Source organism: Citrobacter sp. C348, from assembly GCF_047467975.1.
Taxonomy (GTDB): Bacteria; Pseudomonadota; Gammaproteobacteria; order Enterobacterales; family Enterobacteriaceae; genus Citrobacter; species Citrobacter gillenii.
Window position 1 is genome coordinate 214,770 of sequence record NZ_JASJUJ010000009.1, and the last position, 13,773, is coordinate 228,542.

Consider the following 13,773-nt stretch of genomic DNA (forward strand, 5'->3'; position numbering starts at 1 on the left):
ACCGATGGCCCGATGACGCTTTCAGAAGCACAGCTCAAAAATTCACCCAGACTATGCATCACAACAACAACCGGCCAGAGCAACGACTCAATGGTCGCGTGATCGTCGAGTAATCTTCACCCCCCCTGCGATCATGTTCTGAAATGAGAGAATAGTCACATTATGTCGCAATATTCTGCTGATTAATTCAGCAGATTATCTTGCCAGATCGCCTGACCTCGAAGAAAAAATGAGAAGTTACGCAAAATTATATGTGTATATAAAACAGACACATTTTTATAATCCAATGATTTATATAATTAAATATTTTCATCCGTTCACATTTACGGCAATTCATTGATCCACCTCAGTGGATTGGTCAAAGTTTGGCCTTTCATCTCGTGCAAAAAATGCGTAATATACGCCGCCTTGCAGTCACAGTATGGTCATTTCTTAACTCATGCGTATCGGACAATATCAGCTCAGAAATCGCCTGATCGCAGCACCTATGGCTGGCATCACTGACAGACCATTCAGGACGCTGTGCTACGAGATGGGAGCAGGATTGACGGTATCCGAGATGATGTCTTCTAACCCGCAGGTTTGGGAAAGCGACAAATCTCGTTTACGGATGGTACACGTTGATGAACCAGGAATTCGTACGGTGCAAATTGCCGGTAGCGACCCTGTTGAAATGGCCGATGCCGCACGTATTAACGTGGAAAGCGGCGCCCAAATTATTGATATCAATATGGGGTGTCCGGCTAAAAAAGTGAATCGTAAGCTTGCAGGTTCAGCCCTCTTGCAGTACCCGGATTTAGTGAAGTCGATACTAACCGAGGTCGTCAATGCAGTGGACGTTCCTGTCACTCTCAAGATTCGCACCGGCTGGGCTCCGGAACACCGTAACTGCGTAGAGATTGCCCAACTGGCTGAAGACTGTGGCATTCAGGCTCTGACCATTCATGGACGCACCCGCGCCTGTTTGTTCAATGGAGATGCTGAGTACGACAGTATTCGGGCAGTTAAGCAGAAAGTTTCCATTCCGATTATCGCGAATGGCGACATTACTGACCCGCATAAAGCCAGAGCTGTGCTCGACTATACGGGGGCGGATGCCCTGATGATAGGCCGTGCAGCTCAGGGAAGACCCTGGATCTTTCGGGAAATCCAGCATTATCTGGACACTGGGGAGCTGCTGCCCCCGCTGCCTCTGGCAGAGGTGAAGCGCTTGCTTTGTGCGCACGTTCGGGAACTGCACGACTTTTATGGTCAGGCAAAAGGGTACCGAATTGCGCGTAAACACGTATCCTGGTATCTCCAGGAACACGCTCCAAATGACCAGTTTCGGCGCACATTCAACGCCATTGAAGATTCCAGCGAACAGCTGGCGGCGTTGGAGGCATACTTCGAAAATTTTGCGTAATAGAAATAAAGAGCTGACAGAACTATGTTCGAACAACGCGTAAATTCTGACGTACTGACCGTTTCTACCGTTAACTCTCAGGATCAGGTAACTCAAAAACCCCTGCGTGACTCGGTTAAACAGGCACTGAAGAACTATTTTGCTCAACTGAATGGTCAGGATGTTAATGATCTCTATGAGCTGGTACTGGCTGAAGTAGAACAGCCCCTGTTGGACATGGTGATGCAATACACCCGCGGTAACCAGACCCGTGCTGCCCTGATGATGGGCATCAACCGTGGTACGCTGCGTAAAAAACTGAAAAAATACGGCATGAACTGATACTAATCAGTTAAATGTTTGTTTTAAAAGGCGCTACTCGGCATGGGGAAGCGCCTTTTTTATCAGCATCACTCGGAGGCTTTGGCGATGAACGCAGGATGTGAACCCGTCTATTTTGGCGATGAATCGAAAAAGATAATCCACGGTGATGCGCTGACCGAACTGAAAAAACTCCCACCTGCAAGCGCCGACCTCATTTTTGCCGACCCACCTTATAACATCGGCAAAGATTTTGATGGGCTGGTGGAATCCTGGGACGAAGAGACCTTTCTGGCATGGTTGTTTGAGTGCATTGATGAATGCCATCGAATTCTCACGCCGCAAGGCAGCATGTATTTGATGAACAGTACGGAGAACATGCCGTATATCGACCTCAAATGCCGTCAGCTTTTTACCATCAAAAGCCGTATCGTGTGGTCCTATGATAGCTCGGGAGTCCAGGCCAAAAATTTCTTTGGCTCAATGTATGAGCCTATCCTGATGATGGTTAAAAACTCGAAAAACTATACCTTTAATCGTGACGACGTTCTGGTTGAAGCTAAAACGGGCGCCAAACGCGCGCTGATCGATTACCGAAAGAACCCGCCTCAGCCTTACAATCAGAAAAAGGTCCCCGGTAACGTCTGGGAATTTCCGCGCGTACGCTATCTGATGGATGAATACGAAAACCACCCCACTCAAAAACCTCAGGCGCTGTTAGAACGCATCATTCTGGCATCCTCCAACCCAGGCGAGATAGTGTTAGATCCGTTCGCAGGAAGCTTCACAACGGGCGCGACGGCAGTGGCGTTGAATCGCAGATTTATCGGTATCGAAGTCAATGATGAATACGTAAAAATGGGGCTTAGAAGACTGAGCATTAGCTCCCACTTTTCAGAAAATGACCTTGCAAAGGTCAAAAAGCGAAAGACAAAAAACCTGTCTAAAAATAGCCGATTAGCTGAAAAGAACAACGTAATTTCAACAAAGTAAAAGCATTGTAAGTCTGCTTTTCAGCATAGATATTTCGTGTATATTCCCTGCACGCTTGGGTATGAATACACAGGATTTGGTAATGATTCGCAAGTATTGGTGGCTGGTTGTTTTTGCTGTCTTTGTTTTTCTTTTTGATGCCCTACTCATACAGTGGATTGAGTTAATGACAACAGAGCATGATAAGTGCCGGAATATGAACTCGGTGAATCCCCTCAAGCTGGTCAACTGCATCGACCTTGAATAACGCATCCGCTAACGCGCGTTTCCAGCCGTCATGCCATGGCGGCTGACTGCGATCAGCCGAAACTACCCTACCTGATTTTCACGCTCAACAAATTGCATCACACAGCCATCGGGACTTAGCATTTTTAATACGTTATCGACTAATACTGGCGCCTGTTCATAAAGATCATAACTGACTGGATTCATTAACCAGTTTTTTATTATCCCACTAAAGCTCCCGTGTAAAATAATCAGGATAACGTCTAAATCCAGACTGGTGGCGATAAGATTTTCATCCATACATTTCTGTAATGAATCACGTATTCTTTGATGGCAAAGGCCTATTTTATCGCGAATATCCTGTTCCGATATCATATCGTTATGGAATTCACATTTATGATATAAAATTTGCATTAATGCCTGCTGGCGAGGGATTTTTGCAATATATTGCAAACCCACGACTAATTTCTCCCGTAGCCTCTGTAGCGGATTGTCACCCCAACGTCCGATGAGTTGGTCCTGAATAAGATCGCGCAAGGGAGGTTGCTGCAGCCAAAGCTCATTAAACAACTGACTCTTATTGTCGAAATGCCAATAGATTGCACCTCGCGTCACGTTAGCGGCATCCGCTATGTCATTAAGCGTTGTATTGCCGACACCCCGTGCCGCAAACTGTACAATCGCCGTTTCAATCAGATGCTGGCGCGTTTTGAGGGCATCAGCTTTCGTTTTTCTCGCCATGGTTCGAATGCCTGAGACAGAGTAGGGAATGATAAACTTTCTTATCTAATATTTACTGTACGGAATTAATGTATCACTTAGCCTTTATTTAGACGAGTTCTAAAATATTTCATTACATACACTCAGCACAAATAAACAATGTGAATAAAATGAAAAAATACATTCATCAATGCAATACCTATTTCAATATGTGTTAATGCAAGTCATAACATGACTAATCTTCGCTTAATGAAAGGGCAGTTGTTTCTTCTTTTTTTGTTTTTATGTGCCGTGGATTACGCCGCAAAATAAGTATTGCTTACATCGCAAGCTAATTATTTGTAGGATAGCTAACTATTATTTTTTATTTGTGCGCGTTATCACCTGCCATTACTCCGGTAAATAACGAGCCTTCGGTTCTTTAAGGAATAGAAATGACGAAAACTGCCAGGTTCTCGCTCCTGCCCTCATTCATCATCATCTCCGCTGCATTACTCGCCGGCTGTAACGATCAAGGAGAAACACAGGCACATCCCACCGAGCCACAGGTGACAGTCCATGTTGTTGAGTCAGCCCCCTTAGCCGTGACGACCGAATTACCGGGGCGTACAAGCGCATTTCGCATTGCAGAAGTACGCCCTCAGGTCAGCGGGATTGTACTTAAACGGAATTTCACCGAAGGCAGTGATGTTGAAGCTGGCCAGTCGCTTTACCAGATCGATCCCGCGACCTATCAGGCTGACTATGACAGCGCTAAAGGTGAACTGGCAAAAAGCGAAGCCGCGGCAGCAATCGCGCACTTAACGGTAAAACGCTATGTTCCACTGGTCGGAACAAAATATATCAGCCAGCAAGAATACGATCAGGCCATTGCTGACGCACGTCAGGCCGATGCCTCCGTTATTGCCGCCAAAGCGGCTGTCGAAAGCGCGCGTATTAACCTTGCCTACACCAAAGTGACATCACCGATTAGCGGACGCATCGGTAAATCTAGCGTCACCGAGGGCGCGCTGGTCACTAATGGTCAGGCTACAGCGCTCGCTACCGTGCAACAGCTCGATCCGATTTACGTCGATGTGACGCAGTCCAGTAACGACTTTATGCGCCTCAAACAGTCTATTGCACAAGGCAGTCTGCATAAAGACAACACCAGCAGCACCGTCGAACTGGTGATGGAAAATGGCCAGTCATACCCGCTGAAAGGCACGTTGCAATTTTCTGACGTGACGGTTGATGAAAGCACTGGGTCAATCACTCTCCGAGCCGTATTCCCTAACCCGCAGCACACTCTGCTACCCGGTATGTTTGTGCGCGCACGCGTTGATGAAGGCGTTCAACCCAATGCCATCCTCGTTCCACAGCAGGGCGTGACGCGTACGCCGCGCGGCGATGCCACCGTGATGGTCGTTAACGACAAGAGCCAGGCTGAAACTCGCCCAGTCGTCGCCGTGCAAGCTATTGGCGACAAGTGGCTGATTAGCGAAGGCTTACAGTCGGGTGACAAAGTCATCGTAAGTGGTTTACAGAAAGCGCGCCCTGGCGTGCAGGTTAAAGCCACCACCGATGTCCCTGCAGCGACTGCGGCGCAATAAGGTAACAGGACATGGCAAACTTTTTTATTAGGCGTCCTATCTTTGCCTGGGTACTGGCCATCATTTTGATGATGGCGGGTGCGCTGGCAATCATGCAGCTGCCCGTGGCGCAGTATCCTACTATTGCCCCTCCTGCCGTTGCGATTTCCGCAACCTACCCAGGTGCGGATGCGCAAACCGTGCAGGACACGGTCACACAGGTTATCGAACAAAACATGAACGGTATCGATAACCTGATGTATATGTCATCCACCAGCGACTCAGCTGGCAGCGTGACTATCACGCTGACGTTCCAGTCCGGCACCGATCCTGATATTGCTCAGGTACAGGTACAAAACAAACTGCAGCTCGCGACCCCATTACTGCCACAGGAAGTCCAGCAGCAGGGTATCGGCGTTGAGAAATCAAGCAGCAGCTTTTTGATGGTCGCGGGCTTTGTTTCTGACAATCCACAGACCACGCAAGATGACATCTCGGACTATGTCGCCTCAAACATTAAAGACTCCATCAGTCGTTTAAACGGCGTGGGCGACGTGCAGCTGTTTGGTGCACAGTACGCCATGCGTATCTGGCTGGATGCGAATTTATTGAATAAATACCAGCTCACACCGGTTGATGTCATTAACCAGTTGAAGGTGCAAAACGATCAGATAGCCGCAGGCCAGTTAGGCGGGACGCCTGCATTACCTAATCAGCAGCTTAACGCTTCGATAATTGCGCAAACACGCCTGAAAGATCCACAAGAGTTCGGCAAAGTGACATTACGCGTGAACAGTGATGGCTCTGTTGTTCACTTGAAGGATGTGGCGCGCATTGAGTTAGGTGGAGAAAACTACAACGTCGTTGCCCGTATTAACGGTAAACCGGCATCCGGCCTTGGTATCAAGCTGGCTACCGGTGCTAACGCGCTGGATACCGCCAACGCAATTAAAGCTAAACTGGTCGAACTGCAACCGTTCTTCCCGCAGGGAATGAAGGTTGTTTACCCATATGACACCACGCCGTTCGTCACCATCTCTATTCATGAGGTAGTGAAAACACTGTTCGAAGCGATCGTGTTGGTGTTCCTCGTGATGTACCTGTTTCTGCAAAACATCCGCGCCACGCTCATTCCAACCATCGCCGTGCCCGTCGTATTACTGGGTACCTTTGCCGTACTGGCAGCGTTTGGCTACTCGATAAACACCCTGACGATGTTCGGGATGGTACTCGCCATCGGCCTGTTGGTCGATGATGCGATAGTGGTGGTCGAGAACGTTGAACGCGTGATGATAGAAGAAAATCTCCCCCCCAAAGAGGCGACGGAGAAATCCATGTCGCAGATTCAGGGGGCGTTGGTGGGTATCGCCATGGTGCTGTCTGCGGTGTTTATCCCGATGGCCTTCTTTGGTGGTTCCACCGGGGCAATTTACCGCCAGTTCTCAATCACCATCGTTTCTGCCATGGCACTTTCGGTACTGGTCGCATTGATTTTGACCCCTGCGCTCTGTGCCACATTGCTCAAACCGGTGTCAGCAGAGCACCACGAGAAAAAGAGCGGCTTCTTCGGCTGGTTTAATGCCAAATTCGATCACAGCGTCAACCACTATACCAATAGCGTCAGTGGCATTATTCGTAAAACCGGACGTTATCTGGTCGTCTATCTGGTAATCGTTGTGGGAATGGCGGTGCTGTTTATGCGCCTACCCACCTCCTTCCTGCCGGAAGAAGATCAGGGCGTATTCCTGACCATGATTCAACTTCCGGCTGGCGCAACACAAGAACGTACCCAAAAGGTGCTGGATCAGGTCACCCACTACTACCTGAACACGGAGAAAGCCAACGTTGAAAGCGTCTTTACGGTTAACGGCTTTAGCTTCAGCGGACAAGGGCAAAACTCAGGGATGGCGTTTGTCAGCCTCAAACCCTGGGAAGAGCGTAGCGGAACGGAAAATAACGTTGAATCGATTATTGCCCGTGCGACCCGCGCCTTTAGCCAGATTCGTGATGGCCTGGTATTCCCCTTCAACATGCCGGCCATTGTTGAATTGGGCACGGCAACTGGCTTTGACTTTGAGCTGATTGACCAGGGAGGACTGGGACACACGGCGTTAACCCAGGCACGTAATCAGTTGATGGGGATGGTCGCCCAACACCCGGACCTGCTGGTTCGTGTACGCCCTAATGGCCTGGAAGATACCGCACAGTTCAAGCTGGATGTTGATCAGGAAAAAGCGCAGGCGCTGGGAGTTTCCCTTTCTGATATTAACGAAACCATTTCTGCTGCACTGGGCGGCTACTACGTCAATGACTTCATTGACCGTGGCCGTGTGAAAAAGGTGTACGTCCAGGCTGATGCCAAATTCCGTATGTTGCCGGAAGACATCAATAATCTGTATGTCCGCAGCGCCAATGGCGAAATGGTGCCATTCTCAACATTTAGCTCTTCTCAATGGGTCTATGGTTCACCGCGACTGGAACGTTACAACGGTATGCCATCAATGGAGCTATTGGGAGAAGCCGCACCGGGTAGAAGTACCGGTGAAGCCATGGCGATGATGGAAAGCCTGGCAGAAAAACTGCCAACCGGTATCGGTCATGACTGGACCGGTATGTCTTACCAGGAACGCCTGTCAGGTAACCAGGCACCTGCGTTGTATGCCATCTCGTTAATTGTTGTCTTCCTTTGCCTTGCCGCATTGTATGAGAGTTGGTCGATCCCCTTCTCCGTCATGCTCGTGGTTCCACTGGGTGTTGTGGGCGCGCTACTGGCCGCGTCGCTGCGCGGAATGAATAACGATGTGTACTTCCAGGTCGGCCTGCTTACCACCATCGGTCTCTCTGCCAAAAACGCCATACTGATTGTGGAATTTGCCAAAGACCTGATGGATAAAGAGGGTAAAGGCTTGATTGAAGCGACGCTGGAAGCCTCCCGAATGCGTCTTCGCCCAATCCTGATGACTTCGCTGGCCTTTATTCTGGGGGTTATGCCGTTGGTAATCAGTCGCGGCGCAGGTAGTGGCGCACAAAATGCGGTTGGTACCGGTGTGATGGGGGGAATGCTCACCGCCACATTGCTCGCTATCTTCTTCGTTCCTGTCTTCTTTGTTGTCGTTAGACGACGTTTTAGTCGACACAATGATTAATTTGTAAAATAAAGGCGTCTACGGACGCCTTTTTACCGGATATTGAGATCTTTATTTATTAATAAGATAGCCATTTATTTTTTCTCACCCCTCAGAAAAAAGCATTTATTGCTATCTGCTTTATTCATTATGTTTACAAACCACACGAATTGAGATTATTCCTCATGTCAGTCTTTTTTTAAGAGGTGGTAAAATAGCTTTCGATTTCGCAGATGGCTTTGCGTTTGTCTTTGCTTTATTAGCGAAACGTTTATTTTAGAGGTAACACCATGAAAAGATTAATTTCCGTTGCATTGCTGACTGCATTACTGGCAGGCTGTGCACACGATTCTCCTTGCGTACCTGTCTATGACGATCAGGGCCGCCTGGTTCATACCAATACCTGTATGAAAGGCACCACGCAGGATAACTGGGAAACAGCAGGTGCAATCGCCGGTGGTGCAGCTGCCATTGCCGGCCTAACACTTGGGATCGTTGCCCTAACCAAATGAATCCTCTTAAAAGCGCGGTACCTGCCGCGCTTTTAATCAGAATGATAATTATCATATAAGACAAAAGGTTGGTGTAAGACATCAATCATAGAATAAGATTATTATAGATTCCACTCACATATCCGCGATGTGAAATTAGCATTTTTTGTATTCTTCGTAACAACATGTCCTCCTATCGTTATTCTCACGCCATCAATATTACCGCCCGAAATCGTTATCCTGCGTCCTGTCTGAATTTTAAATTTTTTGCGCCGAAATGTGGCTTACGTTTCAATTTTGCACCACTTCAGGGCGCTGCATTTATTTTTTCCTGTCTACACTCTGCATATTGCGTCGAATATTCGGTCGCAAAAAACTGGCACTACCTTTGCTTAGAAGAGTATGGCCAAAGCCACAGACAGGTAAAAGACGTTTTCAAAACGTCTCCATAACAATAATTCCTCCACACAGGATGCTCTATGAAAAAGATGATAATAGCCAGCCTGGCTGCGGCCGGCGTGATGCTTGCGATTGCAAATCAGGCACATGCCGGCGCAACGCTTGATGCCGTAAAGAAAAAAGGATTTGTACAATGTGGTATCAGTGATGGTTTGCCTGGTTTTTCTTACGCCGATGCGAACGGTAAATTTTCGGGTATTGATGTCGATGTTTGCCGCGGTGTTGCCTCTGCCGTATTCGGTGATGATACAAAAGTAAAATATACCCCACTCACCGCCAAAGAACGCTTCACAGCGTTACAGTCCGGCGAAGTCGATCTGCTCTCACGTAACACCACCTGGACCTCTTCTCGTGATGCTGGTATGGGCATGTCCTTTACTGGTGTAACGTATTACGATGGCATTGGTTTTCTCACCCACAATAAAGCTGGTCTGAAGAGCGCTAAAGAACTGGATGGCGCAACGGTGTGTATTCAGGCAGGTACAGATACCGAACTGAACGTGGCCGATTACTTTAAGGCCAACAACATGAAGTACACCCCCGTCACCTTTGACCGATCGGACGAATCCGCCAAGGCACTGGAATCTGGTCGCTGCGATACGCTTGCCTCCGACCAGTCTCAGCTGTATGCCCTGCGAATCAAGCTAAGCAATCCTGCAGAATGGATCGTCCTGCCTGAAGTTATCTCCAAAGAGCCGCTGGGACCTGTCGTCCGCCGTGGGGATGACGAGTGGTTTTCCATTGTTCGCTGGACCCTGTTCGCCATGCTGAACGCTGAAGAGATGGGTGTTAACTCGAAAAACGTTGATGAAAAAGCAGCTAACCCGGCAACACCGGATATGGCTCACCTGCTAGGCAAAGAAGGTGACTACGGCAAGGATCTGAAGCTCGATAACAAATGGGCTTACCATATTATTAAGCAGGTAGGAAATTACGCGGAGATCTTTGAACGTAACGTGGGATCGGAAAGCCCGCTGAAGATCAAACGCGGACAGAACAACCTCTGGAATAACGGCGGCATCCAATACGCACCGCCGGTGCGTTAATCCGTAGCGATGTAACGGGCGCCGCAGTTGCGGCGCTCAGCCCAGAGTCACAGTTACCGAGGTTTTCTTATGCCCCATCGCCGCTCAAGCGTAAAAGGATCATTCTCCTTTTCTAACCCTGCGGTCCGCGCCTGGTTATTTCAAATACTCGCCGTCATTGCGGTCGTCAGCATTGCGGTCTACCTCATTCATAACACGATTAATAACCTGAGCAGCCGCGGTATTACCTCGGGGTTTTCTTTTCTCGATCGCAGTGCCGGATTTGGCATTGTTCAGCATCTGATTGATTACGAGCAGGGCGATACCTATGGCCGCGTCTTTCTGGTCGGTCTGCTTAATACACTGTTAGTCTCAGCGCTGTGCATTGTTTTCGCGTCATTTCTCGGTTTTTTTCTCGGACTGGCGCGGTTGTCGGATAACTGGTTACTGCGCAAGCTCTCAACGATTTATATCGAAACGTTCCGCAATATTCCCCCGCTGCTGCAAATCTTCTTCTGGTATTTTGCTGTGTTACGTAATTTACCTGGCCCACGCCAGGCTGTTAACGCATTGGATATCGCATTCCTGAGCAACCGCGGGCTCTATATTCCGGCACCACAAATGGCAGAGGGTCTTGTTGCCTTTTGCGCTGCCACCCTAATTGCTGCCATCATCTCTATTGGGTTATTTCGCTTTAATAAAATGCATCAGACTAAAACAGGTCAGTTACGACGGACCTGGCCTACGGCCCTGGCGCTGTTCGCTTTTTTACCGATGCTTTCACAGTGGATTTTTGGCGCAGCGCTACACTGGGATGTGCCTGAACTACGCGGCTTTAACTTCCGTGGCGGCATGGTGCTTATTCCAGAACTGGCTGCGCTGACGCTGGCACTTTCGGTGTATACCTCCGCATTTATTGCAGAAATTATCCGCGCAGGTATTCAGGCCGTGCCTTATGGACAGCACGAGGCAGCACGCTCACTGGGGCTGCCAAATCCGGTAACGCTTCGTCAGGTTATTATTCCGCAGGCGCTGCGCGTCATCATTCCCCCGCTGACCAGCCAGTATCTGAATATCGTTAAAAACTCCTCTCTGGCTGCAGCCATTGGCTACCCGGATATGGTTTCACTGTTTGCTGGAACTGTCCTTAACCAAACAGGACAAGCCATTGAAACCATTGCCATTACCATGTCGGTGTATCTGATCATCAGCCTGAGCATTTCTCTGTTGATGAATATTTATAACCGTCGGATAGCACTGATTGAGCGCTAAGGAGCCATGATGACAAAAGCACTGCTGTCTCACCCCACGCGCCAGAACAGTCATCGCGCAGGACGCGTTATTTTGTGGGTACGCAAGAACCTGTTCTCTAGTTGGTCAAATAGCCTGCTCACGCTGTTGTGCGTGTGGTTAATGTGGGCGTTTATTCCCCCTCTATTGAACTGGGCATTTCTACAGGCGAACTGGGTAGGATCTACCCGGGCAGATTGTACGAAAGCAGGAGCCTGCTGGGTGTTCATCCATGAACGCTTTGGCCAATTTATGTATGGACTCTATCCACACGATCAGCGTTGGCGAGTAAATCTGGCCCTGGTTATCGGTCTGCTTTCTATCGCCCCGATGTTCTGGAAAGCCATGTCCCACCGTGGTCGCTATATCGCCGTCTGGGCAGTGGTTTACCCCATTGTGGTCTGGTGGCTGATGTACGGTGGTTTTTTCGGTCTCGAACGTGTCGAAACCCGGCAGTGGGGAGGATTAACGCTAACCCTGATTATCGCCTCCGTCGGTATTGCCGGTGCACTTCCATGGGGAATTTTACTGGCATTAGGCCGTCGTTCTCATATGCCCGTCGTGCGGATTTTATCCGTTATTTTCATTGAGTTCTGGCGTGGAGTACCGTTGATCACCGTGCTGTTTATGTCCTCAGTGATGCTGCCATTGTTTATGTCGGAAGGTACCAGCATCGACAAACTAATTCGCGCGCTGGTTGGGGTGATCCTTTTCCAGTCTGCCTATGTCGCGGAGGTGGTGCGCGGAGGATTACAAGCCTTACCAAAGGGGCAGTATGAAGCCGCCGAGTCACTGGCACTAGGATACTGGAAGACGCAGGGACTGGTTATTCTTCCCCAGGCGCTGAAGTTGGTCATTCCCGGCCTGGTCAACACCATTATCGCACTGTTCAAAGATACCAGCCTGGTCATCATCATAGGTCTGTTTGATCTTTTTAGTAGCGTACAACAAGCAACCGTCGATCCCGCCTGGCTGGGGATGTCGACAGAAGGCTACGTTTTTGCCGCACTGATTTACTGGATTTTCTGTTTCAGCATGTCTCGTTACAGCCAGCATCTGGAAAAACGTTTTAACACCGGGCGTACACCGCACTGAGGAATTTATGAGCCAATTATTAATGCCGTCTACCGACGCGATGATTACGCTGGAAAACGTCAACAAGTGGTATGGGCAGTTTCATGTTCTTAAAAATATTAACCTGAAGGTAAAACAGGGGGAGCGCATCGTATTATGTGGGCCTTCTGGCTCTGGTAAATCGACAACCATCCGCTGTATTAATCATCTGGAAGAGCATCAGCAAGGACGCATTGTGGTGGATGGGATTGAACTCAACGAAGACATCCGCAATATTGAGCGTGTCAGGCAAGAAGTCGGTATGGTCTTTCAGCACTTTAATCTCTTTCCGCATTTGACGGTCTTGCAAAACTGCACATTGGCCCCTATTTGGGTCCACAAGATGCCAAAGAAAGAGGCTGAGGTTCTGGCCATGCACTATCTTGAACGGGTTCGTATTGCGGAACATGCGCATAAATTCCCGGGACAAATCTCCGGAGGACAGCAGCAGCGTGTGGCTATTGCGCGCTCACTGTGTATGAAACCCAAAATTATGTTGTTTGACGAACCCACCTCGGCGCTGGATCCTGAAATGGTGAAAGAAGTACTGGATACTATGATTGGCCTGGCGCAATCAGGCATGACGATGTTGTGTGTCACCCATGAAATGGGCTTTGCACGCACGGTAGCCGACAGAGTGATTTTTATGGATCTAGGTGAAATAGTGGAACAGGCCCCCCCAGATGAGTTTTTTGCTAATCCACGTTCTGAACGTACACGTGCATTTTTGTCTCAGGTTATCCATTAGATCTGGCTGTCCTGGAGACGTATAAATGCAAAAAGGCCATCCTTTCGGATGGCCTTTTCACTTATTTGATGTCTGGCAGTTCCCTACTCTCGCATGGGGAGACCCCACACTACCATCGGCGCTACGGCGTTTCACTTCTGAGTTCGGCATGGGGTCAGGTGGGACCACCGCGCTACAGCCGCCAGACAAATTCTTTTCTACGTGCCGAACATTAACCTAAAAACTGGTGCTGATACCCAGAGTCGAACTGGGGACCTCACCCTTACCAAGGGTGCGCTCTACCAACTGAGCCATATCAGCACACTAAA

At 48.9% G+C, this 13,773-nt stretch carries 12 protein-coding genes, 1 tRNA gene and 1 rRNA gene; 11 read left to right on the plus strand and 3 right to left on the minus strand.

Annotated elements, in window-relative coordinates; all coding sequences use genetic code 11:
* The first annotated feature begins 439 nt into the window (after positions 1 to 439).
* The 4 genes from dusB to QNN86_RS17645 all read left to right on the plus strand — a co-directional run bounded on the left by dusB (position 440) and on the right by QNN86_RS17645 (position 2,945).
* Positions 440 to 1,405 carry a tRNA dihydrouridine synthase DusB gene (gene dusB, locus QNN86_RS17630; RefSeq protein ID WP_181618030.1) on the plus strand — a complete coding sequence of 322 codons (966 nt, stop codon included), beginning with the start codon at positions 440 to 442 and terminating at the stop codon, positions 1,403 to 1,405.
* 24 nt (positions 1,406 to 1,429) lie between these two features.
* Positions 1,430 to 1,726 (plus strand): DNA-binding transcriptional regulator Fis, encoded by a 297-nt coding sequence (fis, locus tag QNN86_RS17635; RefSeq protein ID WP_000462905.1) that lies wholly within the window; start codon positions 1,430 to 1,432, stop codon positions 1,724 to 1,726.
* A gap of 87 nt (positions 1,727 to 1,813) precedes the next feature.
* Positions 1,814 to 2,698 carry an adenine-specific DNA-methyltransferase gene (gene yhdJ, locus QNN86_RS17640; RefSeq protein ID WP_414211988.1) on the plus strand — a complete coding sequence of 295 codons (885 nt, stop codon included), beginning with the start codon at positions 1,814 to 1,816 and terminating at the stop codon, positions 2,696 to 2,698.
* Between the two features lie 82 nt (positions 2,699 to 2,780).
* Positions 2,781 to 2,945, plus strand: a complete 165-nt coding sequence (locus tag QNN86_RS17645) for a DUF2556 family protein (RefSeq protein ID WP_048213464.1) — start codon at positions 2,781 to 2,783, stop codon at positions 2,943 to 2,945.
* Between the two features lie 62 nt (positions 2,946 to 3,007).
* Here the strand turns inward: QNN86_RS17645 and envR are convergent, their stop codons facing one another.
* The gene (gene envR / locus QNN86_RS17650) at positions 3,008 to 3,664 is read right to left on the minus strand and encodes an acrEF/envCD operon transcriptional regulator (protein ID WP_096755455.1); all 657 of its coding nucleotides are present in this window, start codon (positions 3,662 to 3,664) and stop codon (positions 3,008 to 3,010) included.
* A 413-nt stretch (positions 3,665 to 4,077) separates the two neighbouring features.
* Between envR and QNN86_RS17655 the strand changes: the two genes are divergently transcribed.
* The 7 genes from QNN86_RS17655 to QNN86_RS17685 all read left to right on the plus strand — a co-directional run bounded on the left by QNN86_RS17655 (position 4,078) and on the right by QNN86_RS17685 (position 13,465).
* Positions 4,078 to 5,235, plus strand: coding sequence for an efflux RND transporter periplasmic adaptor subunit (locus tag QNN86_RS17655; RefSeq protein WP_115257348.1), 1,158 nt, complete (start codon positions 4,078 to 4,080; stop codon positions 5,233 to 5,235).
* A gap of 11 nt (positions 5,236 to 5,246) precedes the next feature.
* Entirely contained in the window at positions 5,247 to 8,360 is a 3,114-nt protein-coding gene (locus QNN86_RS17660) for an efflux RND transporter permease subunit (protein WP_096755453.1), read from the plus strand.
* A 269-nt stretch (positions 8,361 to 8,629) separates the two neighbouring features.
* The gene (locus QNN86_RS17665; protein ID WP_096755452.1) at positions 8,630 to 8,851 is read left to right on the plus strand and encodes a lipoprotein; all 222 of its coding nucleotides are present in this window, start codon (positions 8,630 to 8,632) and stop codon (positions 8,849 to 8,851) included.
* 458 nt (positions 8,852 to 9,309) lie between these two features.
* On the plus strand, positions 9,310 to 10,335 hold the full coding sequence (locus QNN86_RS17670; protein ID WP_096755451.1) for an amino acid ABC transporter substrate-binding protein: 1,026 nt from the start codon (positions 9,310 to 9,312) through the stop codon (positions 10,333 to 10,335).
* 69 nt (positions 10,336 to 10,404) lie between these two features.
* Entirely contained in the window at positions 10,405 to 11,586 is a 1,182-nt protein-coding gene (locus tag QNN86_RS17675; protein WP_181618033.1) for an amino acid ABC transporter permease, read from the plus strand.
* Between the two features lie 9 nt (positions 11,587 to 11,595).
* Entirely contained in the window at positions 11,596 to 12,699 is a 1,104-nt protein-coding gene (locus QNN86_RS17680; RefSeq protein ID WP_279278093.1) for an amino acid ABC transporter permease, read from the plus strand.
* Between the two features lie 7 nt (positions 12,700 to 12,706).
* Positions 12,707 to 13,465, plus strand: coding sequence for an amino acid ABC transporter ATP-binding protein (locus tag QNN86_RS17685; protein WP_096755448.1), 759 nt, complete (start codon positions 12,707 to 12,709; stop codon positions 13,463 to 13,465).
* 70 nt (positions 13,466 to 13,535) lie between these two features.
* Here the strand turns inward: QNN86_RS17685 and rrf are convergent.
* Positions 13,536 to 13,651 (minus strand): 5S ribosomal RNA (rrf, locus tag QNN86_RS17690).
* A 38-nt stretch (positions 13,652 to 13,689) separates the two neighbouring features.
* A tRNA-Thr gene (locus QNN86_RS17695) sits at positions 13,690 to 13,765 on the minus strand.
* Positions 13,766 to 13,773: the final 8 nt, after the last annotated feature.

Coding starts and splice junctions, on each gene's coding strand:
- dusB (WP_181618030.1), top strand. CDS start 440: ATGCGTATCGGACAATATCAGCTCAGAAATCGCCTGATCGCAGCACCT.
- fis (WP_000462905.1), top strand. CDS start 1,430: ATGTTCGAACAACGCGTAAATTCTGACGTACTGACCGTTTCTACCGTT.
- yhdJ (WP_414211988.1), top strand. CDS start 1,814: ATGAACGCAGGATGTGAACCCGTCTATTTTGGCGATGAATCGAAAAAG.
- QNN86_RS17645 (WP_048213464.1), top strand. CDS start 2,781: ATGATTCGCAAGTATTGGTGGCTGGTTGTTTTTGCTGTCTTTGTTTTT.
- envR (WP_096755455.1), bottom strand. CDS start 3,664: ATGGCGAGAAAAACGAAAGCTGATGCCCTCAAAACGCGCCAGCATCTG.
- QNN86_RS17655 (WP_115257348.1), top strand. CDS start 4,078: ATGACGAAAACTGCCAGGTTCTCGCTCCTGCCCTCATTCATCATCATC.
- QNN86_RS17660 (WP_096755453.1), top strand. CDS start 5,247: ATGGCAAACTTTTTTATTAGGCGTCCTATCTTTGCCTGGGTACTGGCC.
- QNN86_RS17665 (WP_096755452.1), top strand. CDS start 8,630: ATGAAAAGATTAATTTCCGTTGCATTGCTGACTGCATTACTGGCAGGC.
- QNN86_RS17670 (WP_096755451.1), top strand. CDS start 9,310: ATGAAAAAGATGATAATAGCCAGCCTGGCTGCGGCCGGCGTGATGCTT.
- QNN86_RS17675 (WP_181618033.1), top strand. CDS start 10,405: ATGCCCCATCGCCGCTCAAGCGTAAAAGGATCATTCTCCTTTTCTAAC.
- QNN86_RS17680 (WP_279278093.1), top strand. CDS start 11,596: ATGACAAAAGCACTGCTGTCTCACCCCACGCGCCAGAACAGTCATCGC.
- QNN86_RS17685 (WP_096755448.1), top strand. CDS start 12,707: ATGAGCCAATTATTAATGCCGTCTACCGACGCGATGATTACGCTGGAA.